Source organism: Alteromonas genovensis, from assembly GCF_010500895.1.
Lineage (GTDB): Bacteria > Pseudomonadota > Gammaproteobacteria > Enterobacterales > Alteromonadaceae > Alteromonas > Alteromonas genovensis.
The window spans coordinates 380,909-403,220 of sequence record NZ_JAAAWO010000002.1 but is presented as its reverse complement, the minus strand read 5'-3'; the positions used below and the strand labels follow the sequence as shown (position 1 = coordinate 403,220).

At 44.6% G+C, this 22,312-nt stretch carries 19 protein-coding genes; 8 read left to right on the top strand and 11 right to left on the bottom strand.

The window, feature by feature from the left end; translation table 11 throughout:
* Window positions 1-87: 87 nt before the first annotated feature.
* Window positions 88-1,410, top strand: a complete 1,323-nt coding sequence (locus GTQ48_RS04545) for a YeaH/YhbH family protein (protein WP_163105357.1) — start codon at window positions 88-90, stop codon at window positions 1,408-1,410.
* A gap of 10 nt (window positions 1,411-1,420) precedes the next feature.
* Window positions 1,421-2,950: a SpoVR family protein gene (locus GTQ48_RS04540; protein WP_203565086.1), complete on the top strand. Its 1,530-nt coding sequence runs from the start codon at window positions 1,421-1,423 to the stop codon at window positions 2,948-2,950.
* 51 nt (window positions 2,951-3,001) lie between these two features.
* Here the strand turns inward: GTQ48_RS04540 and GTQ48_RS04535 are convergent, their stop codons facing one another.
* The 3 genes from GTQ48_RS04535 to prmB form a co-directional block, all read right to left on the bottom strand.
* The gene (locus GTQ48_RS04535) at window positions 3,002-4,201 is read right to left on the bottom strand and encodes an MFS transporter (protein WP_203565085.1); all 1,200 of its coding nucleotides are present in this window, start codon (window positions 4,199-4,201) and stop codon (window positions 3,002-3,004) included.
* A 124-nt stretch (window positions 4,202-4,325) separates the two neighbouring features.
* Window positions 4,326-5,423 carry a chorismate synthase gene (aroC, locus tag GTQ48_RS04530; RefSeq protein ID WP_163105355.1) on the bottom strand — a complete coding sequence of 366 codons (1,098 nt, stop codon included), beginning with the start codon at window positions 5,421-5,423 and terminating at the stop codon, window positions 4,326-4,328.
* Window positions 5,424-5,432: 9 nt separating this feature from the next.
* Window positions 5,433-6,368 carry a 50S ribosomal protein L3 N(5)-glutamine methyltransferase gene (gene prmB / locus GTQ48_RS04525; RefSeq protein ID WP_163105451.1) on the bottom strand — a complete coding sequence of 312 codons (936 nt, stop codon included), beginning with the start codon at window positions 6,366-6,368 and terminating at the stop codon, window positions 5,433-5,435.
* A gap of 165 nt (window positions 6,369-6,533) precedes the next feature.
* Here prmB and smrB point away from each other — a divergent pair, with 165 nt between their 5' ends.
* A complete protein-coding gene (gene smrB / locus GTQ48_RS04520) occupies window positions 6,534-7,133 on the top strand; it encodes an endonuclease SmrB (protein ID WP_163105354.1) in 600 nt (199 codons plus the stop codon).
* 60 nt (window positions 7,134-7,193) lie between these two features.
* Here the strand turns inward: smrB and GTQ48_RS04515 are convergent, their stop codons facing one another.
* The 4 genes from GTQ48_RS04515 to GTQ48_RS04500 form a co-directional block, all read right to left on the bottom strand.
* Window positions 7,194-7,316, bottom strand: coding sequence for a DUF3149 domain-containing protein (locus GTQ48_RS04515; RefSeq protein WP_152561496.1), 123 nt, complete (start codon window positions 7,314-7,316; stop codon window positions 7,194-7,196).
* A gap of 426 nt (window positions 7,317-7,742) precedes the next feature.
* Window positions 7,743-8,381 carry a transglycosylase SLT domain-containing protein gene (locus GTQ48_RS04510; protein ID WP_032094485.1) on the bottom strand — a complete coding sequence of 213 codons (639 nt, stop codon included), beginning with the start codon at window positions 8,379-8,381 and terminating at the stop codon, window positions 7,743-7,745.
* Between the two features lie 67 nt (window positions 8,382-8,448).
* Window positions 8,449-10,068, bottom strand: coding sequence for a glutamate--cysteine ligase (gene gshA, locus GTQ48_RS04505; protein WP_239059985.1), 1,620 nt, complete (start codon window positions 10,066-10,068; stop codon window positions 8,449-8,451).
* Between the two features lie 61 nt (window positions 10,069-10,129).
* Window positions 10,130-13,006, bottom strand: coding sequence for a M16 family metallopeptidase (locus GTQ48_RS04500; protein ID WP_163105353.1), 2,877 nt, complete (start codon window positions 13,004-13,006; stop codon window positions 10,130-10,132).
* Between the two features lie 306 nt (window positions 13,007-13,312).
* Here GTQ48_RS04500 and GTQ48_RS04495 point away from each other — a divergent pair, with 306 nt between their 5' ends.
* The 3 genes from GTQ48_RS04495 to GTQ48_RS04485 are packed head-to-tail and all read left to right on the top strand — an operon-like array spanning window position 13,313 to window position 15,815.
* Entirely contained in the window at window positions 13,313-13,891 is a 579-nt protein-coding gene (locus GTQ48_RS04495) for an Hpt domain-containing protein (protein ID WP_163105352.1), read from the top strand.
* A gap of 9 nt (window positions 13,892-13,900) precedes the next feature.
* Window positions 13,901-14,701, top strand: coding sequence for a pseudouridine synthase (locus tag GTQ48_RS04490; protein WP_163105351.1), 801 nt, complete (start codon window positions 13,901-13,903; stop codon window positions 14,699-14,701).
* 1 nt (window position 14,702) lies between these two features.
* Complete coding sequence (locus GTQ48_RS04485) at window positions 14,703-15,815, top strand: ketopantoate reductase family protein (protein ID WP_163105350.1); 1,113 nt, start codon at window positions 14,703-14,705, stop codon at window positions 15,813-15,815.
* Window positions 15,816-15,834: 19 nt separating this feature from the next.
* Here the strand turns inward: GTQ48_RS04485 and lysS are convergent, their stop codons facing one another.
* Together lysS and prfB are read right to left on the bottom strand one after the other, a co-directional pair.
* Entirely contained in the window at window positions 15,835-17,406 is a 1,572-nt protein-coding gene (gene lysS / locus GTQ48_RS04480; RefSeq protein WP_163105349.1) for a lysine--tRNA ligase, read from the bottom strand.
* A 23-nt stretch (window positions 17,407-17,429) separates the two neighbouring features.
* Window positions 17,430-18,528 (bottom strand): peptide chain release factor 2 gene (gene prfB, locus GTQ48_RS04475; RefSeq protein WP_163105348.1). Its coding sequence is split into 2 segments (ribosomal slippage): window positions 17,430-18,452 and window positions 18,454-18,528, totalling 1,098 coding nucleotides; the frame shifts between segments, so codons are not numbered across the junction.
* A gap of 412 nt (window positions 18,529-18,940) precedes the next feature.
* Here prfB and GTQ48_RS04470 point away from each other — a divergent pair.
* Window positions 18,941-20,029: a flavin reductase family protein gene (locus GTQ48_RS04470; RefSeq protein ID WP_163105449.1), complete on the top strand. Its 1,089-nt coding sequence runs from the start codon at window positions 18,941-18,943 to the stop codon at window positions 20,027-20,029.
* The gene (locus tag GTQ48_RS04465) at window positions 20,026-21,243 is read left to right on the top strand and encodes a fatty acid desaturase family protein (protein ID WP_163105347.1); all 1,218 of its coding nucleotides are present in this window, start codon (window positions 20,026-20,028) and stop codon (window positions 21,241-21,243) included. Before GTQ48_RS04470 ends, GTQ48_RS04465 begins: the two co-directional genes overlap by 4 nt.
* Here the strand turns inward: GTQ48_RS04465 and GTQ48_RS04460 are convergent.
* Together GTQ48_RS04460 and GTQ48_RS04455 are read right to left on the bottom strand one after the other, a co-directional pair.
* Window positions 21,232-21,660 carry a DUF2177 family protein gene (locus GTQ48_RS04460; protein WP_163105346.1) on the bottom strand — a complete coding sequence of 143 codons (429 nt, stop codon included), beginning with the start codon at window positions 21,658-21,660 and terminating at the stop codon, window positions 21,232-21,234. The genes GTQ48_RS04465 and GTQ48_RS04460 overlap by 12 nt on opposite strands.
* A gap of 57 nt (window positions 21,661-21,717) precedes the next feature.
* Window positions 21,718-22,128, bottom strand: coding sequence for a hypothetical protein (locus GTQ48_RS04455; protein WP_163105345.1), 411 nt, complete (start codon window positions 22,126-22,128; stop codon window positions 21,718-21,720).
* Between the last annotated feature and the right edge of the window lie 184 nt (window positions 22,129-22,312).

Here is a 22,312-nt window from a genome sequence, read left to right as displayed (position 1 = left end):
CTCACTCATGTGGATTTTCATTGTATGAATTTCCTCTGTATGAGGTCGAATTTTAATACATGAGTATCATTATGTAAGTAGGTGTTTATGGCCCATTTTATTGACCGAAGGCTCAACAGCAAAGGCAAAAGCACGATAAACCGACAGCGCTTTATTAAACGCTATAAGCAGCAAATAAAGCGGGCGGTGTCAGACGCAGTAGGCAAGCGTTCGGTAACCAATGTGGAATCTGGTGAACAAATTAGTATTCCCACACGGGATATTTCAGAACCTGTATTTCACACTGGTAAAGGCGGGCGGCGGGATATGGTCCATCCCGGCAACGACCAGTTTTCAGAGGGAGATAGAATTGAGCGTCCCCCTCAAGGAGCTAGCCGGGGCAATGGAGACGGAGACGCCAGCAACGACGGCGAGGGGCAAGACGAATTTGTCTTCTCTATTTCTAAAGACGAGTATTTAAGCATTCTGTTTGAAGATCTTGAATTGCCGAACCTGAAAAAAAACCAATTCAATCACGTTACACAATACGAAACGTATCGAGCGGGTTATCAAACCGATGGCATTCCCTCTAATTTAGATATTGTGCGTTCATTAAAAGGCTCTGTGGCCAGGCGCATTGCGTTGACTGCAACAGACAAACGCAAGCTTAGAGAATTAGAGGAACGCTATGAGCGATTAAAAGCCAACGAAGGCAATAATACTGACAGCACAGATGAAAGCATGCGTGCTAATTCGCAATTAGTAACGGAAGAGCAAATCGCTTTAGAGGCGGATATTGCCGCATTAAAAGCCAAAATCGCCAAAGTGCCCTTTATTGATACCTTTGATCTGCGCTTTAAAAATTATGACAAACGACCGCTTCCTAGCAGTAAGGCCGTGATGTTCTGTTTAATGGACGTTTCTGGCTCAATGGATCAAGCTACAAAAGAGACGGCGAAGCGATTTTATATTCTGCTTTATCTGTTTCTCAGTCGCACGTATGAAAATGTGGACGTGGTGTATATTCGCCACCACACACAGGCTAAAGAAGTAGATGAACAAGAGTTCTTTTATTCCCAGGAGACCGGGGGCACTATTGTTTCAAGCGCATTAAAGCTGATGAAAGACATCATAGAAGAACGATACAGCGACGGCCTTTGGAATATTTACGGGGCTCAAGCCTCTGATGGTGATAATTGGGCTGACGACTCGCCAAAATGCAGTGCGTTGCTTGCCCACCATTTATTACCCGTTTGCCGCTACTATACTTACATTGAGATTACTGAACGACCCCATCAAAGTTTATGGAAAGGGTTTGAGCAAGTAAGCGCGTCCCACGACAACTTCATGTGTAAGCATATTGAATCTCAAGCTGATATCTATCCCGTGTTTAGAGAGATATTTAAGCGCGCAGATGCTGACGCAAGTTAAGGAGCATTCTATGTCGACTTCCCCCTTATCCCATCAATTTTATGAGCTTAGTGATGGACCTGATTGGAACTTTGACTTGCTTGGTGAGTACGAGGAACATATTGACCGTATAGCAAAAGCCTTCAAGCTCGACACCTACCCCAACCAAATTGAAGTTATTACCGCAGAACAAATGATGGATGCCTACGCCAGCATCGGCATGCCGCTCAACTACACACACTGGTCGTTTGGTAAAAAGTTTATTCAGACTGAGCAGCAGTACAAACGGGGGCAAATGGGGTTGGCGTACGAAATAGTCATTAATTCAAGCCCCTGTATTGCCTATTTAATGGAAGAAAATACCATTACCATGCAGGCGTTAGTTATGGCCCATGCATGCTACGGCCACAACTCCTTTTTTAAAGGCAACTATCTATTTAAAACTTGGACCGACGCTGGCTCAATCATCGACTACCTGGTGTTTGCTAAAAACTATATTGCCGAATGCGAACAAAAATTTGGCTTTGAGGATGTGGAAAATATTCTTGATTCGTGCCACGCGTTAATGAACTTTGGCGTAGATAGGTATAAGCGGCCTCAGAAAATTTCCCTACAGGAAGAAAAGAACCGTCAACAAGAGCGCGAGACTTACTTACAGTCGCAGGTCAATGAACTATGGCGAACACTGCCGGAGAACGCGCAAAAACATACTACCCACCCTCGTCGTTTTCCTAGTGAGCCACAGGAAAACTTACTCTATTTTATTGAAAAGAATGCGCCATTATTAGAGCCGTGGCAGCGTGAAATTGTAAGAATAGTGCGCAAGGTGTCGCAATATTTTTATCCTCAAAAGCAAACCCAAGTAATGAATGAGGGATGGGCCTGTTTTTGGCATTATCACATTCTAAATAAAATGTACGACGACAAGCTGGTAAGCGACAGGTTTATGATGGAGTTTCTGCACAGTCACTCAAGCGTGGTCATGCAGCCCGAATACAACAGTCCGTATTATTCTGGTATTAATCCCTACGCGTTAGGCTTTTCTATGTTTATGGATATCAAACGGGTATGCCAATCTCCTACTGAAGAAGATTATTACTATCTTCCCAGCATCGCAGGGAAGGACTGGTTAGAAACGGTGCATTTTGCCATGCAGAACTTTAAAGACGAGAGTTTTATTAGTCAGTTCTTATCTCCAAAAATCATTCGAGACTTCAAGCTATTCGCTCTTGAAGACGACACCTCAAAATCGTTTATAAGCGTAAGTGCTATTCACAATGAAAAGGGGTACCACACAATCAAAGAAAAGCTCTCGGCCCAATATAACTTGAGCAACTTAGAGCCTAACATTCAGGTATACAACGTAGATATAAGCGGCGACCGTTCCTTAACATTACGCTACATCCCTCAACACGATATCCCTCTTGCCGAGTCAAAAGATGAGGTTATGCGTCATTTGCATCGACTGTGGAAATTTGATGTCAGGTTAGAGCAAGAGCATAATAGCGGTAAGATCGATGTCATTTCACAATGCCCTAGCCCCCCGCTTTCTGATACTTAGCCTTCTGAAACTTTGCCTTCCGAGAACTTGGCCTTCAATTTAATGGGTTGATTAGGCTTGTTGGGGTGCCTTACCATCCATCACTTTTTTAGAGCACAAGAAGAGAGACAGGGCCCCCACTGCAGCGAAAACGGCTGCAGTCACAAAGGTTTCATAGGCATTGGTGCCTTGTGACCACTGCTGACCTGCAAGGTAGTTACCAGACGCGCCCCCTAAACCAAAGGCAATACTGATATACACGGCTTGTCCGCGGCTGTGAAATGCTGCTGGTAAATACTGATGAATAAAGTGCACAGACACCGCGTGAGTCAATCCAAAGCTTAATGCGTGAATAACTTGGCTAAACACAATCACAGATATATGTTGGGCAAAGTCGGCAAGCAAGTACCATCGCAGAGCCGTCAACGTGATACTCGCAAACAGCAAATTCCACACGCCAAAACGGCTAATAAGATGTCTGGCAACTAAGAATATGCCCACCTCCGCCAGTACACCAAATGCGATAAACACGCCGGTTTGCTGACCAGAGTATCCAAGGTCTCGCATGTACAATGCAAAGAAGCCATAGAAGGCACCAAAGCTAATTTGTAGACATGCAGAGGCAAAAATAAATATCGCAAACGGTTTTTGCTTAACGAACCTCCAAATACTTCCAGGCTCACTTTCAGTTTTTGATTTCTTAGCCGGCGCGGTAATGAATAATGTACTGATGAATAGTAGCGATAGCACCCCAACACTGACATACACCGGAGTTTCGGTGGAAAATATATCGAGGGCTTTACCCGCAGTCACGGTCAAGCAGATAAAACCAATGCTGCCCCACAGTCTTATTTGCCCGTAGTTAGCGGTACTCGTAGAGACTGCGTTCATTGTGATCACCTCCAGCTGAGGCAATACCGCAGTCCAAAACATCATCATAAGACCGAAGGCAAAAGTGAGCCCCCAAAAGCTGGAAAAGTAAAACACCGAGCTAAAGGTGAGCACCGTAAGAAGACAGCCAAGTCGCATAATGCCAACCGCGTTACCCGTTTTATCTGCCACACCTGCCCAAAGTCCAGGCCCTAAAATACGCGCTAACGTAATAACAGCAAATAGCTCACCAATGTCCTGTGACGAAAAGCCCCGACCGTCTAAAAAAATACCTAAATAGGGAACAAGCACACCAAGTTGACCAAAGTAGAGCCAATAGGTTAATGCTAAAATAATGAGAGACTTTTTACTGGTAACCGAAGAGTGGCTAGGAAGCGTCAATGCGTATCTCCATATGTATAAAATCCATTTACACCGACCATTTAAAAAGGCGCCACTAATGTGATATTAGGGCGCCACTAACGTAATACAGCAAGCCAAGTGTTTTAAACGATAAACGTGGCGTTTAACGGCTGCCGGAAATAGGTGCTGTCGTTGATACAACGCCCATATTTTGTGCGCGGTGACGCAATAGATGGTCCATCAATACTAGCGCCATCATTGCCTCAGCAATAGGCACAGCGCGAATGCCAACGCAGGGATCATGACGACCTTTTGTCACAATATCAATTTCTTCGTTTTGCTTATTGATTGTCGTTCCTGGCACAGAAATACTCGACGTTGGCTTTAATGCCATGTGAACTTCAATGTCTTGCCCCGTAGAAATACCACCAAGTACGCCACCGGCATGATTAGACGCGAAGCCATCAGGAGTCAGCGTATCGCGATGCTCACTGCCCTTTTGATTAATAACGTCAAACCCGTCGCCAATTTCAACTCCTTTAACCGCATTGATACCCATCATGGCATGCGCAATTTCGGCATCTAGTCTGTCAAACACGGGCTCACCAAGTCCTACAGGCACGTTCTTAGCGACCACTGACACTTTCGCGCCAATACTATCGCCAGACTTCTTTAAATCGCGCATGTATTCGTCGAGAGCGCCTAGTTTGTTCTCGTCTGGGCAGAAAAAAGGATTGGTATTGGTAATAGTATGATCAACGCTCTCTACGGCAATGGGGCCCAATTGAGATAGGTAGCCTAACACTTCGATACCATGAACTTCTTTAAGGTATTTTTTTGCAATACCACCCGCTGCTACGCGAATAGCTGTCTCGCGAGCAGATGAGCGGCCACCTCCGCGATAATCGCGGCTGCCATATTTTTGATCGTAGGTATAGTCGGCGTGGCCTGGACGAAACCGGTCGGCAATATTGCCGTAATCTTGGCTTCGTTGGTCCTTGTTTTTAATTAACAGGCCAATACTGGTTCCCGTTGTTTTGCCCTCAAAAACGCCTGAAAGGATTTGTACCTCATCATCTTCTCTACGAGCAGTGGTGTAACGAGACGTTCCCGGCTTTCTTCTGTCTAAATCAATTTGAAGATCTTCTTCAGTAATGTCCAATCCTGGAGGACAACCGTCTACGACACCGCCAATGGCAATACCGTGGCTTTCTCCGAACGTGGTTACAGTAAAAAGTTTCCCGAAGCTGTTACCTGACATAATTAACCATTAATCCTTACTACTAAAATACTGAACCAGTGTGTCTTTATTCACAGCAAAGATGCCTTGGCCGCCGTTTTCAAATTCTAACCAAATAACTTCTAAGCCAGGAAATCTTTCATTCATGTGCACTTCGCTATTACCCACTTCGATAAATAGCCAACCGCCATCGTTTAGATACATAGGGGCCTGACGCAACATGGTAGCTACCAAATCAAGGCCATCTTCCCCTGCGGCTAGCGCGAGTTCTGGCTCATGATGATACTCTTCTGGGAGGTCTGCCATATCTTGTGCATCAACATACGGCGGGTTTGAAATAATTAAATCGTACTTTTGCCCTTCAAGGCTTGTGAATAAATCAGACTGAATGGGATAAACGCGATGACTAAGGCCATGCTCTTGTATGTTGATATCTGCCACTTCAAGTGCGTCTGAGCTAATGTCCACCGCATCTACCTGCGCTTCTGGATAAGCATGGGCAAGTGCTATTGCAATACAGGCTCCCCCAGTACACATATCAAGAATGTTCGACGGTTCGTTTTCTACAAACGGCGAGAAGTGGTTTTGAATTAACTCAGCAAAGGGTGAACGAGGAATGAGCACTCGTTCGTCAACATAAAACGGCATACCGCAAAACCATGCTTCGTTAGTCATGTAGGGCAAAGGCATGCGTGTTTGTACACGCTTTAATACAAGCTCTGCTATTTTCTCACGCTCACTTTTTGTAAGGCGAGAAGACAATATATGTTCTCCCACTGACGATAAGATAGGGTGTGGAAGGTGAAGGGCTTGCAATACCAAGCTTGTTGCTTCGTCCCACGCATTGTCAGTGCCGTGACCAAAGTAGAGTTCAGCGTCATTAAAACGGCTTGTTGCCCATCGGGTCATATCAAGCAATGTATGCAGATCGTCAATGGCTTCTTCTAGGTAAAACTTATCGGTCATAGCGTTTGGGTACATCAATATTTTGAAAGCTGGTATCATACCCAAACTTCATGCTAATTCACATAATTAACTGTGGTGCAGCAGCGTCGAAAGGTATTTTATTAACGCTCGCTTTTAACAGAAGCTTCTTGCTTCTTTGAAAGCCCAATGCAGATTAGATTCATTATGAAAGTGTTTAAAAAAGAATTGAAAGCGTTGAAAAAGCAGCAAAGTACTCACGCGCCTGCTGTTCAAGAAGAGACCTTTTCGTTTACCGACGCCATGACTGGCGTAAAGCCGTTGGCGCAAGATAAAGTAGAGCCAAATAAGCAAGTAGAGCTATTTAAGAAGAAACAGCAGTCGTCGGCTAAAAATCTTAAACACAGTAAACAACTTGCTGCGTCGTTTAACTTTTCAGACATGTACCAAGCCGTATTGCCACAAGAAGGCCCGATGCGTTATTGCCGCAGCGATGTGCCTACCCATGTGTTAAAGCAATTGCGACGAGGTGACTTTTCGCCAGAGCTACATTTAGATCTTCACGGACTGACCAGAGAAATGGCAAAAGATGAAATTGCCGCGCTCATTTACGCCGCGAGAAAAGACCTTGTAGACTGCGCCTGTATTATGCACGGCTTTGGTCAGGGCGTACTGAAAGCCGCCCTGCCCCATTACTTGGTTCAACATCCCCACGTTAAAGCGTTTCACCAGGCCCCGTTAGAGTATGGCGGTAAAGCCGCTTTACTGGTATTGCTTGATGTGCCGGTAATGGCTGGCAAACAGTAGCTGCACTCTACTTTTTGAAAATAGAGGCCTGACTGCCTCTGCCGTTTAAAGCAACCAGCTTTATTTTCCAGCCGCGCTGTTGTGCATGAACAAATAGGTGTAGTACACCATCATTCCAACAATAATACCTATACCTAACAGCGAACCCCACACCACCGGATCTTTAATCATTGTCCACAACATAATTGTTCTCTCCACAAGTACGAAAAATTAGCACGTAAACAAGCACGTGAATAAAAAATCTATAGTTGAAGTGTATGGGAGTGCGGGAGCTGTGGTTATGATCTAGATCAACAGCGTAAAAGGGATGAATGGTTTCGCATGGGTATCTTGATCTGCATCAAAGAAATAGAAGGGTCACAAACAATACATCAAATTGCTATTGCAAATCATTCTCATTTGCAATACATTGAGTATGCCTGTTCGACGTTGGGTCAAAAAAACGGTCTTAGCTTAGCGTCGCTGAGGGGGTAGAGATAATCTACCCCCTCTTTTTTGTTCTAATGTTTTATGATTTTGTTTTGATATATGCTGCTTATTAATACGCTAGTTTCAAAGGGCGTGTAACAGCCCGCAGAGCCACAAGAACAAACGCCTTACAAAGTAGCTTTAGCTGAATAGCTTCATAAACCAACCTTTCTGAAGATCTTCTTCGCAGGTTTTAAGCTGAGTGGCATAGCGTAACGAGCGCGCTTTGACCTTTGATGCCACCTTTTTAAGCCATGGCTTTCTATCGTAGCTGCGGCGCTTATACCCGCCCCAACCTTCATGGTAATTAAGGTACTGGGCGTAAGCATCCCACTTAGACACACCATTGACCTTTTGCGATTTGTAGATAAACCAGCCCATAAAATCAATGGCATCTTCAAAGTCGTCTCTGTCTGCGCCACTGCTATCTGTTTCTCTTATGTAATCTTCCCACGTAGGCGTTTTCGCTTGTGAATAACCATACGCTGAACTCACTCTTCCCCAAGGAACCAATCCAAAAAAAACATAGTCTCTGGGAGGAAGTGCGTCGTGTCTAAAGGAGCTCTCTTGGTACATCATTGCCATGGGTATGTGAATGGGGACGCCCCATTTATCCCTTGCATCGGCAGCGGCATCGTACCAATCTTCTTTTTCGTAGAAGATTTCACACAAGTTACTGCTGTTTTTCGGGGGTGTTGTGGCACACCCTGCGATTAACAGCGGAAAAAGAACGATAAGGGCTGATAAAAAAACAACCCATTTTTTGAACTTTTGGCTCATAGCGTGTCTTAATTAATGTTCTAGTAAAATGTGTGTTTCCCTGGAACCCTTTAATGCCTGACTTATGTCAGGCATTTTTTTTTGCTTGGGGCTCGGCAAAATAGTCAGTAATAAAGGTATCAAAGTCTTTTTCATCTGACGCCTCTATTTCTCGCTGTGCGTCAAAAGAGCTTTCGCCCTGTTTAACAAACTCAGCACTATCGGTAAACGTGTAGTCAAACCCTTTCATTTCGTTGCTGTATTTCTGCGCTAACTCTAACCCAAAAATACTATTGTCTTTGTCACCATCTAACAGAGACTGAAGCATTTTCCCTGAAGGCGTTAAAGCGGGGTTTTGAATTTTAGCGTATTCGTCACTCACCGCCCTGGTGTATTGTTTTGTGTTATTCGCCTCATCAAGCAATGTGGCCGCTTGGCCAAAATATGCAAAAAGCTTTTCGCTCCATTGAGGTAACGATACCGGGTTGCCGTTTTCTGTCAGCATTAGCTCCGGGTTTCGTCCTTCCAACACAACGCGATCCATATTTTCTTTTGCTTCATTAAGCTGTTGTTCGTCTAACGCGTCACTGGGCATCAGCAAACAGGAAAGCAGAAATACATCAAGAAAATCAAACTGCGAATCAGAGATGCCTATGGCAGAAAACGGGTTTACATCTAATGCGCGCACTTCTATATAGCTAATACCGCGCCTTACGAGAGCGTCGGTGGGCTTCTCCATTGACTCAGTAGGCTGCTTAGGACGAATAGGAGAATAAAGCTCGTTCTCAATTTGAATAATATTGTGATTGAGCTGCTGATAATTTCCGCCTTCACCTGAGGCAAAGCGCTCAAAACGAGTGGAAGGTGTGCTCATCGCTTCGCGCAACAAGCGAACGTAATTATCCAATTCGTTGTAGCAAATTTTTAGCGAAGATTGTTCTGCGCTGGTATAGCCTAAGTCGCTCATTCTAAGCGATGTGGCGTAAGGCATATACAGTGTACCTTTACCCACCTTCTTAAACGGTAGACTGTACTCCTTGCCTTTTAAGAATGAGCTGCATAAAGCTGGAGAAGCACCGTACAAATAAGGGATTAACCAGCACAAGCGGCGATAGTTTCTAATAAGGCCAAAATACTCTGCCGACGTTTGGTCTTGTGAATGAGTGGTACCGTTTTGTTTCGCCCACAGTGCCCAAAAGCTCTCTGGTAAGGAAAAGTTAAAATGAACACCCGCGATAGCCTGCATCATACTACCGTAGCGGTTTTTAAGCCCGATGCGATACACACGCTTCATTTTACCCACGTTAGACTCGCCAAAGTAGGCAATGGGAATTTCCGTCTCATCATCGATAAAGCAGGGCATGCTGAGTGGCCAAATTTGCTCTTCTTCAATATTATCTGCAACAAAGCGGTGAATATCTTGAAGTTGTGCAACGGTCTTTGCTGAGCTTGCCTCTGGAGGAGTAATAAACTCTAACAAAGACTCAGAAAAGTCTGTCGTAATAGATTCGTGAGTCAGGGCCGAGCCCAACGGCTTAGGATGTGGCGTTTGTGCCAACGTACCGTTTGGATTGATTCGAAGCGCCTCTCGCTCTACACCACGCTTTATGTCTTTTAACGAGGCTAAAAATTCTGGCGATTTAAGCGCCTTAACGCGCGCGTCGAAACAAGTGTTGTCTGCTGTCAAAATGGTATTCCGTGATGTCATTATTGCGCCCAGTTTTGAAGTCATGGGCGGCAATAGTGTAAATTCAAGATACGTTGGCTGTTTAGTCTAACGCTTCTCGCTTGTTGTCCTCTACCGATAATTCAACCATCGGTATATTTAATGAGCTCAGCTGTGGCAAAATCTTCGTTTTATCACCCACTACAATAATTTGCATCTTATCAGCATTCAAATATTGTTTTGCTAGCCTGTTAATAGCAGCTCTATCTATGCGGTTAATGATGTCGAGTTGCTCGTCTCGATATCCTTTTTCCAAGTCATAGCTGAGCAACTGTCGTAAAAAGCGAGCTTTGCTAGAGGGCGTTTCAAATGCCAATGCATCACTTAATGTAAAGGCATTTCGCATAAATTCAATTTCAGACTCAGTCACGCCCTTTTCTTTATACGCATTTATCTCGGCAAAAATCTCTTTGATGCCCAGTGCAGTATCCTTTGCGGTTAAATCAGTACCCACTTCAAACCAACCTAAGGTTTTTCCACCAACAAAGCCACTACTCGCACCGTAGGTTATACCTTTATCTTCCCGTAGATTTAAATTGATTCTACTGTTAAAAGCTCCACCTAGCGGGAAATTCATAAGTCGAGATTTAAAATATTCGCCTGTGGCATCAAAGGGTAAACCTCTATTCACAATATACACCACCGACTGCACCGCATCAGGACTGTGTACTACATACAGGTTTTGTTCTTCGTACTGAGGAAATTCATGGTAATCGACAAAATCATAGTCTTGCCCTTCCCAGTCATTTAAAAAGCCAAGCGCTTCCATGGTCTGCTCTGGCGTCAGGTTACCCACAACAACCATGCTGGCCTTTGCGGGTGAATAATAGCGCTCGTAAAATGCTTTTACATCATCCAAGGCAATATTGTTTACCGACGCTATAGTGCCTCCATCAGGCAAACTTACTCGATTTTCTTCCCCAAACAGAATTAAGTCTTTGGCTCTCTGCGCTAGGCTAGAGGGCGTTTTTGCCTGCTGCTGCAAGCCCTGCAGAACGCGCTCTTTCATGCGCGAGAAATCTGCTTCAGTAAATGCAGGGTTAAACAGCTTTTCTTCCATCAACGCTAGCGTGGGTTTAATGTTTTTTGTCAAGGTAGACACTGACATCTGAGTAAACCTTCCACCAGTGCTAAAGCGAATCGAACTGCCTAGCTTAGCAAGTTCGTTTGCTAAGTCTTCATTACTGTAGTTTTCCGTGGTCTCGTTCATCAGTAGCGCCGTAAGGTATGCGGTGCCTGCTTTGCCTTCTGGGTCTAGCAACATGCCACCGTCCATACCTAAGGTTATGGTTACCGTGGGCGTTTCATTACTGGTTACGCCAAGCACCTTAATATCATTACGTAGCGAACGTTCCCAATAGTCTGGTACTTTAGAAACCGGCGCAGGCCCAGCTCCTGGCATAATGCTTCTATCAAACGTTGACGCTGGGCTAGCGAACGACTCATTGTCACTTTTATGCTTAGCAGAGGCTGATTGATGCTCAGATTGTAATTGGTCATCGGTAAGTGTGCGCGTGGGTCGCTCGAAAGTGGGCTCTGCTGCAGCAAGCTGAGGGCTGCCATTTGGCACAACACTTAATACAACGCTGTTGGCGTCTTTAATATAATCATTGTATACACGCATAATGTCGCTAGCGGTAACCGAATTGTATCGCGCAATGTCTTGTGCAATGAGGTCGGGGGTTTTGTAGTAGGTTTCATTTGCTGCAAGCGCAGAGACTTTACCTGAAACACTTTGAAGCCCAAATACCGTCCTAGATTCTAACTGACCTTTCGTTCTGGCAAGGTCATCGGCGGTAACCCCTCGGGTTTCAAATTCTTTTAATGTATCGTTGAGCGCTTGTTGAAGTGTCGCTAGCGACGTCACTTTAGCGGGGTTGGCTAAGGCCAATAGTTGAAACTCACAGGCTAGCTCGCGACAGGGGTGAGACACAGCGGCCTGCACCGCCATTCCTTGCTTTACCAAGTTCTTATAAAATAACGATGTTTTACCACCGCCAAGAATATTGGCCAACACATCTAAAGGCGCTTCATCAACGTGACGGGCATAAACTGTGGGGTACGTTATTTGTAGCAGGGGCAAATGTACCTTGTCTTCTAAGGTTAAGTAACGCGTTTCATCAAGCGTCACGGGCTGAGGCTTCGCATCCACAACCTCTGGCCCTGAGGGTATATCGCCAAAATACTGCTGAATAAGTGCTTTTGTTTTGGCCACATCAATATCGCCGCCAATGGTGAGCACTGCATTGTTTGGTCCATACCAACGTTTAAAGAATGCCTTTAAATCGTTAACGTTTACGCGATCTAAATCTTCAACGTAGCCTATTGTTAACCATGAATAAGGGTGACCCTCGGGATAGAGCGCTTCGCCGTTTAGCTCAAATCGAAGCCCGTAGGGCTGATTATCGACTCGTTGGGCCCTTTCGTTTTTAACGGTCTCCCGCTGGTTCTCAAACTTCTTCTGATCTACCGCTTCAAGTAAATAGCCCATGCGATCAGATTCAAGCCACAATACCTTTTCTAATTGATTAGCAGGTACGGTTTCAAAATAATTGGTTCTGTCTGTATTTGTTGTGCCGTTTAAGTTTCCACCTGCTTCGGTGATAACTTTAAAATGCTGTTCGTCAGCAACGTGTTTTGAGCCTTGGAACATCATGTGCTCAAAAAAGTGGGCGAATCCTGATTTGCCAACTTCTTCCCGCGCAGAGCCAACGTGATAAGTCACGTCTACGTGCACAAGTGGGTCTGAGTTATCTTCGTGAAGAATGACGGTTAGGCCGTTATCCAAGGTGTATTTCTCAAAAGGAATAGAAACTGAATTTTCTTCTTGCGGTTGTTCTACCTGCACCCGTTGGCACCCGCTACTAATTAACACTAAAAGGGCCGCACAGACGATACGAAAGGAGGGGTTACCCGGCATGTTTATTCCTTTTTTAACTAACTACGTTATAAACCGCGCTTTTTAAAGCGGTGTTTTTATTATTTTATAACAGAGGGGGGCGTCGCATTTGCATCGAAGATTAACAGAATTTTTAATGCTTTACTTGTACAGCCAACGCTATGGCTGTATTAATTTGTGCAATCTTGAAATACACTATCACCATTATGAGTTCTATCATCTCTGGTAATGTAAACCAGTGCCATATTGTTTCGCTCAATGGTAGTAAAGCAATGACCAACGACGTTAGAGCAACGTCGCTTTAACGTGTTGTAAAAGGATACTTGCATGGACAAGTCAACCACATTAGTCGATCTCGAATTTGGGATGTCGCAGTTAAGCGGGAACAAAAAACTCTTATTTACCCTACTCGGTAAATTTACAGATGAATATCGTCTTTTAGATGCAAACTTGCAAGCGCTTATGGAAAAGGAGCAGTATGACGATGCCTACTCGCTTATGCATACACTAAAGGGCGTGACTGGTAACTTGGGCTTATTCGCGCTTCACAATGACAGTAAACAAATAGAAAGTGCAATTAGAAACGAGCAACAGCTACCCGGTAATTACCCTCAGTTTGTTGTATTGCTTAATGACACGGTTGCCGAAGTAGACAGCCTGACTGCTGAGCCCGCGGCATCTGAAGCGCAAACTAATGCAACGGATAATGTGACAAATAACGCAGCTGCAGAACGCGCTGAGAAACAGCTAGTGGCAGCGCTAAAAGCCAGTGAGTTTATTTCACAAACTACTCTCGATGAATGGCTAAATGCGATGAACCTTAGCGATGAAAAGCGCGAAGCAATTATTGAGGCGGTAGACGAATTAGACTACGAAGAAGCGTTAGCAACCCTAGACGTTAAGTGAAGCTAGGCAGTGCAGCACATTCCTATTATTTACCGTGACAACGGGGTTATTGTTGTCAATAAGCCCATTGGCATTGCCATGCATACTACGTCACCTACGCATAGCGAGCATGTTGCACAACCCAGTGCAGGGCTAGGTTCAGAACTTGGTTCAGAGCTTGAACCGGAACTGGGTATAGTCGAGTTATTAAAACGGCAGTTAAATGTACCTCAACTGTTTCTATGCCACCGCTTAGACACCGGCACTTCTGGCTGTTTATGCCTTACTGAAAATGAGCATTTGGCAGCAGAAATTGGTCTGTTATTCGAGACTCGCCAGGTAAGTAAGTACTACTTAGCGCTCAGTGATAAAAAGCCGAAGAAAAAGCAGGGCTTAATCATCGGCGACATGAAAAACCGACGAGGTGGTCAACACATTTTGTTAAAAACCACTGATAACCCTGCCGTCACTCAATTCTTTAGCCAGTCGGCAAAACAAGGGATCCGCGGGTTTCTACTAAAGCCCCATTCAGGTAAAACTCACCAAATTAGAGTTGCTTTAAAAAGCATGGGCGCACCTATTTTAGGGGATTCACTCTACGGCGGTAGCAGTGCCGACCGATTGTATTTACACGCCTTTATGCTTTCATTGCCTTTGAAAAGCGGAACAAAGACCTTTACCGCGCCTTTATTAGAGGGCAATGAATTTAGTGACGATACCGTTAAGCAGTGGCTATTGACTGTCGCAAACCCCGATAATTTTGCATGGCCAGCACTGCCCTCTCGCTACACTCATGACAGTTCCCTTAGCGCGGCCAGGCAACCTAACTGATATGACGCACTTACATATTGTGGGCAGTGGTGCCATTGGGAGTCTTTTGGCAGCGGGCGCTGAAAAGCATCAGGTGACTTATACTCGCTACCCTAGGGTTTACTCGTCCTTGCACCACAATGAAGCTACCAAGCGTTGTGATAAACCAACACTCGATGCATTTTTTAGCACTCCAAACGAATCTAGCATTCCAAACGAAGCAACATGGCTTGATGGACATTCTTTTCCCCTACAAGGCGCTATTGCATCACCCACGAAGATTGATGCCGACCATGTGCTAATATTTCCGCTTAAAGTGTATCAACTGGAATCGGCTCTTCGCCAATGGCTACCGTTTTTACACGCCAAACCGGTTGTTGTATTACTGCAAAATGGCATGGGCGGACACGAAATAGCGCGAGCCTTACTCGGTGATGACTATCCACTGTTATTAGCGACAACGAGCCACGGTGCGTTGAAAAAGCAAAGAGACGATGCACAGCAACAGCTTGTGTATACGGGCTTGGGAAGTACTACGCTAGGCAGTATAAAACACCCTAACTTGTGCGCGTTAGCCGACTCATTCAATGCTGACAGTCTATTAAAAACAGACCATCTATTGAAAACAGACAGTCTATTGGAAACAGGCAGCTTAGGGAAAACAGGCAAGCTATCAAAAACAGAGCGTGAAAGTAGACAGCTTGTGAGAGCCTATGCATTACTGAATAAGACGTTGCCGCCAGTGGCACTCTCAAACAACATTTTACACGCGCTTTGGAGCAAACTTGCAGTTAACGCAGTCATAAACCCACTCACTGCGCTTAATAATGTTCCTAATATTGCTATTTGCGATGAAAGCTACAGCGAACAAATACACGATATTTGCCAAGAATTTGTAGCAGTAGCTCAAGCTTGCGGTGAGCACTTCGACCTTAGTGAAGTTAAAGACAAAGTAATTCAGGTAGCAAAGGCGACGGGCAGTAATTTTTCCAGTATGCATCAAGATGTACAGTATAAACGTGAAACTGAGATAGACGCGATCAATGGCTATATTGTTTCTATGGCAAAGAAAAAGGGTATTAGCGTTCCCACCAATACCCTTCTTGTAGAGCGCGTGAAAGCGCTTCTTGTTTAGCTTTTTTTATTCGTTTTTTTTACTCGGCTTTTGAGTCTTTTGCCTCAGCGTCGTTGCCTGCTTGAGGCTTCATGTGAGGGAACAAAATTACGTCTTTAATAGTAGAGCTGTCGGTAAACAACATGGCTAATCTGTCGATGCCAATGCCCTCACCCGCTGTAGGCGGTAAGCCATACTCAAGGGCGCGAATGTAATCGTCATCAAAATGCATAGCTTCATCGTCGCCGGCGTCTTTTTCTACCACTTGCTTAGCAAAACGTTCCGCTTGATCTTCTGGGTCGTTAAGCTCACTAAAGCCGTTGGCCAATTCACGACCACCAACGAAAAACTCAAAGCGGTCAGTAATAAACGGGTTATTATCGTTGCGACGCGCTAGCGGAGAAACTTCCCACGGATATTCCGTAATAAACGTCGGTTGTTCTAGTTTCTCTTCTGCAGTGGCTTCAAAAATTTCACACAAGTATTTACCTGCACCCCAAATGCCATCCACTTCAGGCTCTTTAATATGAAGCTGCTTTGCCATGGCTTTAAGCGCATCGAGGTGCGCTTCTGGGTCGCGGATTGCTGCTTCATTGGCCTCTGGCCAATACTTCAAAATGGCATCACCCATGCTTAAACGCTCAAAAGGCTGACCAAAGTCGTACTGAACTTCACTGGTTACATTGCCGTCAGTGTCTTTTGTGGTATTGGTGATAATGCTAGTACCGAGGATATCTTCCGCCAAAGTGCGTAGCATATCTTCCGTAAGATTCATCAAGTCGTTGTAGTCAGCGTAAGCTTGATAAAACTCAAGCATCGTAAACTCGGGATTGTGACGCGTTGATAAGCCTTCGTTACGGAAGTTGCGGTTAATTTCGAACACACGTTCAAAACCGCCTACCACTAAGCGCTTCAAGTAAAGCTCGGGGGCAATACGCAAATACATATCAATGTCTAACGCATTATGATGTGTAACGAAAGGCTTCGCAGTAGCGCCGCCAGGAATAACCTGCAGCATTGGCGTTTCTACTTCTAGGTAGTCGCGCTTAGTTAGATAATTGCGAATACCATTCACAATTTTGCTGCGGATCATAAAGGTTTTACGGGTTTGCTCGCTGGTGATCAAATCTACGTAGCGCTGACGATACTTAGTTTCTTGATCGCTTAAGCCATGAAACTTCTCAGGCAACGGGCGCAGTGCTTTAGTCAGCAGCTCGTACTCGACCATGTTAACGTATAAGTCGCCTTTACCAGATTTGTGCAAATCACCGGCAACACCAATAATATCGCCAATATCTAACGCACCGTATTTGGCTTTAAGCACTTTCTGCGTATCTTTGTCAGCATAGGCCTGAATACGTCCAGTCATGTCTTGAAGCAACATAAATGGACCGCGTTTTGCCATAATACGTCCAGCGATGCTTACTTTATTACCCTGCTCTTGCAGCGTTTCTTTATCGAATTCACCGAACTTAGCTTGTAATTCGTCAGCGTAATTTTCGCGACGGAAGCTGTTAGGGAAACCGTTTGCACGGCACTGCTCACGAATAGCGCTTAACTTAGCACGGCGCTCTGCAATCAATTTGTTATCGTCAGTTTGTTGGTCAGTCATAACCTTTCACTTCGTTGTTCGGTCTACAGCCCAGACTTCAGGCTAGCTACAATGAATTTATCCAAATCGCCATCAAGGACAACCTGGGTGTTGCGTGTTTCAACGCCAGTACGCAAATCTTTTATGCGAGAATCGTCTAATACGTAAGACCGTATTTGGCTCCCCCACCCGATATCTGACTTACTGTCTTCCATCGCTTGTTTTTCAACGTTTTGCTTTTGCAGTTCAAACTCATAGAGTTTCGCTTTCAACTGCTTCATGGCTTGATCTTTGTTTTTGTGCTGCGAGCGATCGTTCTGGCACTGCACCACAATTCCGGTGGGCTCATGGGTAATACGCACAGCGGAGTCCGTTCGGTTTACGTGCTGTCCACCGGCACCTGAGGCTCGGTAAGTATCAATACGCAAATCGGAAGGATTGATATCGATATCAATATCGTCGTCAACTTCAGGGTATACAAACGCCGAAGAAAACGAGGTGTGTCTTCTATTGCCAGAGTCAAATGGCGACTTTCGAACAAGGCGATGAACACCTGTTTCGGTACGCAGCCAGCCAAAGGCATACTCACCTTGAATGCGTAATGTAGCACTTTTTATGCCGGCAACATCACCGTCTGATACTTCGATAAGTTCTGTTTTAAAACCGTGAGCTTCACCCCAGCGAAGATACATACGCAGCAGCATATTCGCCCAATCCTGAGCTTCCGTACCGCCTGACCCAGATTGAATATCAATGTAGCAATCGTTGGCATCGTTTGGGCCGGAGAACATACGGCGAAACTCAAGTTTCTCTAGCGCCTCAATTAAACTATTCAGTTCATTTTGCGCTTCTTCGAATGTCTCTTCGTCTTCGGCTTCTACGGCAAGTTCAACCAAACCTTCAACATCTTCAGTGCCTTGGTCTAAATTGTGAATGGTTTCCACAATTTGCTCTAAGGCTACCTTTTCTTTCCCCAATGCTTGCGCTCTGTCTGGTTCATTCCACACATCTGGGTTTTCAAGTTCTCGACTTACTTCTTCTAAACGCTCTGACTTCGCATCAAAGTCAAAGATACCCCCTAAGCGCTTCGGTGCGCTCGCGGATATCTTTTATCGCATTAGTAACCGGGTTAATTTCAAACATAGTCCGCTTATTAATTAAAAATTAAGACCGCGGATACTACCGAATTTAGAGCAATTTTGATAGAGGCTGCAGTAAATAAGACTCAATTTAGACAGCCTATTTTATCAGCCCATTTTGTCTTAATTGCGTTTGTCGTGCTTGAACATTTAATAATCGCCCTCTTGCTTTTTATTTTTTTAAGCTTACACTTGTGCGCTGACTGAGCGTACAAGTGTAAGCCAACGGTTTTACATATGTTTGGTGATAGTAAAAACGCTAACCGTACCTACTTTTGAAGGCTCCCAGAGAGCTAATGTAAAAGCTAATACAAGAGAAAAGAGTAAACATCGCAGTGAAAGCATTAATAAATAGGGCCGCAGCCGTTTTCTTCCACCACGCTACGTGGGCAGGATATTGGGAAACGGTTGTTCAAATGGTGAATCCATCATGGCGGGACGGGTATTATCAAGCCCGTGTAAAATCGGTTTCTACGCTAAGTGATACAAGCGTTCAGCTTATTCTCTTGCCGCAAAAGCGCTGGCCCCAACATACTGCTGGCCAACATATTGCGCTTACCGTAGAAGTAAACGGCAAGTTAGTCACTCGGGTATTTACTATCGCCAGCGGCCAAAAAAGCCGACAAAATGAAGGTACTATTCGCTTAGTTATGCGGGTTAAGAAAGACGGTGTGCTAACGCCGTATTTGAGCGCGCTTTCATCGAAATCGGCAACACAAGCGGTATCAAAAGTGTCAGTGAATATTTCTGCGCCCATGGGCCACTTTATTATACCAAATGCTGTTATGCCAAACGCTGCGCGTTTAGATAAGCCCGAGAGCACTTCTTTAAAAGGAGCAATGCCCGAGCAAATCAAACCCGTTGTAATGATAGCTGGCGGCTCAGGCATTACGCCTTTCATCGCTATGCTAGAAGATTTAAACAGTGCAAGTAGCGATAATCTGCAAAGTCTGCCTATTCACTTACTGTATTTTGCTAAAGAGAATGAGCATCTACTCACAGACGAGCTTGCCGAACATAAGCGACTAAATACGTACTTCACCTATGAATTACTGTGTCGCCAAAAAGATGGCGGGGTGGAACAGCTTTTGGATAACCACACTGATTCACACTGGATGGTATGCGGTCCGCAGTCTCTTTATGATGAAGTGGCAAATACACATGCGAACCTTCCCCCTTCTAATGATGTGTCATTAGATAGCGAACATTTTGCAGCATTTCCCGTGGCAACTGCGCAAACCAGTGCTGAGAAAGCCATTTTCTCTTTAAACCATAACGGAAGCTCTCTTTTAGTAGATAACCAGCAAACGCTATTAACACAACTTCAGCAAGCTAAAAGACCTGTTACTTATGGATGCGGCATGGGTATTTGTCACCAATGCCAATGTGTGAAAAAACGTGGCGTGGTTCGAGATACACGAACCGGCGCGCTATCAGACAACGCCGAGCAGCTAATTCAACTTTGTGTATCTCAAGCCGTTACCGATTTGGAGCTTCAAGCATGATTACGACAATTAATACAGACACCGTTAAGACAAGCACGGTTAATAAAAGTATCGTTAATAAGGGCCAAGTTTTCAAAGGTTCAAACAACCATTTAAATAGTGGAGAAAATGCTAACGAACAGGCTTCACAGCGTGCATCAATTAGCACAGAAAGTAGCAATACAAAGGTACCTAACTATTCCAAACTTGCCACTCAGCTTGATGCCGTTAAAACCGACATAAAAAGTAAAATTGGCAGTGAAGATGCCGCCTACATTAGACGGGTAATATTGGCCCAGCGAGCGTGTGAATGGACCGGCAGAATATTGCTTATGTTAGGGTTTATACAACCTCTGTTATGGGTAGTAGGTGTGCTGAGTTTAGCAACGGCTAAAATTTTAGATAATATGGAGATTGGTCACAATGTTATGCACGGTCAGTACGACTGGATGAACGATAAGCACATCAACTCCAAAGCCTATGAGTGGGATATTGCCTGTGACGGGTCTAGCTGGAATCGTGTGCATAATTATGAACATCACACCTATACCAATATTATTGGCAAAGACAGAGACTTTGGTTATGGCTTACTGCGTTTGTCGAATGACTTTCGCTGGCGCGTAAAAAACCTATGGCAGTTTATTACCTACGTAATGCTTAGCGTCATGTTTCAATGGGGGGTGTCGTATCATGAGATGGCCGCAGAGCGCGTATTTTTTGGTAAGAAAAAAGACAACCGCAAAAATCAATTGTCGCATGCTGAGTTAAAGCGTCGCTTTTTTAGCAAAGGAGCCCGTCAATTAGTTAAAGACTACGTATTATTTCCTTTGCTAGCCGGCCCATTCTTTCTTTACGTTTTCACCGGTAACTTGGTGGCTAACTTACTGAGGAATTTATGGACGTCTACCATCATCTTCTGCGGGCATTTCACGGGGGATGTGCAAACCTTTAGTGCTGAAGACTGTGTTGATGAAACCCAAGGGCAATGGTACTACCGACAAGGGCTTGGTTCGTCCAACATAAAAGGTGGTAAGTTATTTCACGTACTTACCGGTCACTTGAGCTTTCAGATAGAGCATCATCTGTTTCCAGATATTCCTGCACGCCGCTACAAAGAAATGGCACCACAGGTACAAGCCATTTTCAAAGAACACGGTATGCATTACAACACGGGCGGATTTTTTAAGCAGTATGCCAGCGTGCTAAAACGCATCGTCCGCTATTCATTTCCGTAGCGCTGCTTTGAATCCTAACCAGCCGGCCATCGCGCTAGCGCTGGTTAGGAATGTTCCCCAGGCCCAATCTATCAGCATGATAAACAAGGTAAATCCGTCGATAATGCTGTATGCAGTTAGGTTGTAAGCACCATAGCTAGCTAGCCCGAGTAAGGCGCCATCAATACCAGCATACAATAGCGACTTATCGCGGTTTGCTACCACTGCCAATACAAATACGACAAAGCCATACATAAGATAAAATATTAGCCACGGCCAGGTAATAAATTGCGAGCGTAACAACGGCGCCATTTCGGTTTGATACCAGCTATCGGCGATAATGCCTAGCCACAGGAAATCAAGCACGCCAAAACAAATGAAAATAGCGAAAAGAGAAACCGCTATAGATTTTGCAAAGTGTTGAATATTTTGAAGCATCTAACATGTTCCTGTTTCAATTTCTTATGAGTAAATTGGTAGTGAGTATTTCTTTAGCTAGTTAGCGCACATACTTTGTTCGGCAACGCCCTTTGATACATAAATTGGGCAGTTGAAGAGATCGGTAGATTCTAAGCACATGCCTTCAACATTCGTTCCTGCGGTGACATTATCGCTTTTTGCCACACACGCCACTGTGCATTGAGAGCTATCAGAACACACATTTCCGGCATCAATCGCCGGCAACACACAAATAGTAGATTGCTTGCTACCGTTTTGCTTCCACGTGCCTCCCTCTTTTTCACATAGCTCACTGCTTTTTATCGAATATGCTTGCGCAATCAGGGGAAGGTCGTGATCGACCCCTTGCTCTAAACTCTGTATCGCTTCGATATCAATGAAGTCTTCATTAGGCCTTGCACCGCAAGCGGCGAGAGTTAAAGTAAAAACAAACACTAGTAAACGCATATAGAACTCTCTTATCTTGCACTGTGTTTTTAAAATAGGCTTTTATAATCGACTTTTACGATGAGTTTAACAATGACTCTTTTGCTGTCATTTACAAAGGTGGTATTTCTCGTTTGCTAAAATAGTACTACTGCCGTAAGGCAATCTATCGCTTCACAAATAGAGGACGGCAATGCTTAATTAG

Coding starts and splice junctions, on each gene's coding strand:
- GTQ48_RS04545 (WP_163105357.1), top strand. CDS start 88: ATGGCCCATTTTATTGACCGAAGGCTCAACAGCAAAGGCAAAAGCACG.
- GTQ48_RS04540 (WP_203565086.1), top strand. CDS start 1,421: ATGTCGACTTCCCCCTTATCCCATCAATTTTATGAGCTTAGTGATGGA.
- aroC (WP_163105355.1), bottom strand. CDS start 5,423: ATGTCAGGTAACAGCTTCGGGAAACTTTTTACTGTAACCACGTTCGGA.
- prmB (WP_163105451.1), bottom strand. CDS start 6,368: ATGACCGATAAGTTTTACCTAGAAGAAGCCATTGACGATCTGCATACA.
- smrB (WP_163105354.1), top strand. CDS start 6,534: ATGAAAGTGTTTAAAAAAGAATTGAAAGCGTTGAAAAAGCAGCAAAGT.
- GTQ48_RS04515 (WP_152561496.1), bottom strand. CDS start 7,316: ATGTTGTGGACAATGATTAAAGATCCGGTGGTGTGGGGTTCGCTGTTA.
- GTQ48_RS04510 (WP_032094485.1), bottom strand. CDS start 8,381: ATGAGCCAAAAGTTCAAAAAATGGGTTGTTTTTTTATCAGCCCTTATC.
- gshA (WP_239059985.1), bottom strand. CDS start 10,068: ATGACATCACGGAATACCATTTTGACAGCAGACAACACTTGTTTCGAC.
- GTQ48_RS04500 (WP_163105353.1), bottom strand. CDS start 13,006: ATGCCGGGTAACCCCTCCTTTCGTATCGTCTGTGCGGCCCTTTTAGTG.
- GTQ48_RS04495 (WP_163105352.1), top strand. CDS start 13,313: ATGGACAAGTCAACCACATTAGTCGATCTCGAATTTGGGATGTCGCAG.
- GTQ48_RS04485 (WP_163105350.1), top strand. CDS start 14,703: ATGACGCACTTACATATTGTGGGCAGTGGTGCCATTGGGAGTCTTTTG.
- lysS (WP_163105349.1), bottom strand. CDS start 17,406: ATGACTGACCAACAAACTGACGATAACAAATTGATTGCAGAGCGCCGT.
- GTQ48_RS04470 (WP_163105449.1), top strand. CDS start 18,941: ATGGTGAATCCATCATGGCGGGACGGGTATTATCAAGCCCGTGTAAAA.
- GTQ48_RS04465 (WP_163105347.1), top strand. CDS start 20,026: ATGATTACGACAATTAATACAGACACCGTTAAGACAAGCACGGTTAAT.
- GTQ48_RS04460 (WP_163105346.1), bottom strand. CDS start 21,660: ATGCTTCAAAATATTCAACACTTTGCAAAATCTATAGCGGTTTCTCTT.
- GTQ48_RS04455 (WP_163105345.1), bottom strand. CDS start 22,128: ATGCGTTTACTAGTGTTTGTTTTTACTTTAACTCTCGCCGCTTGCGGT.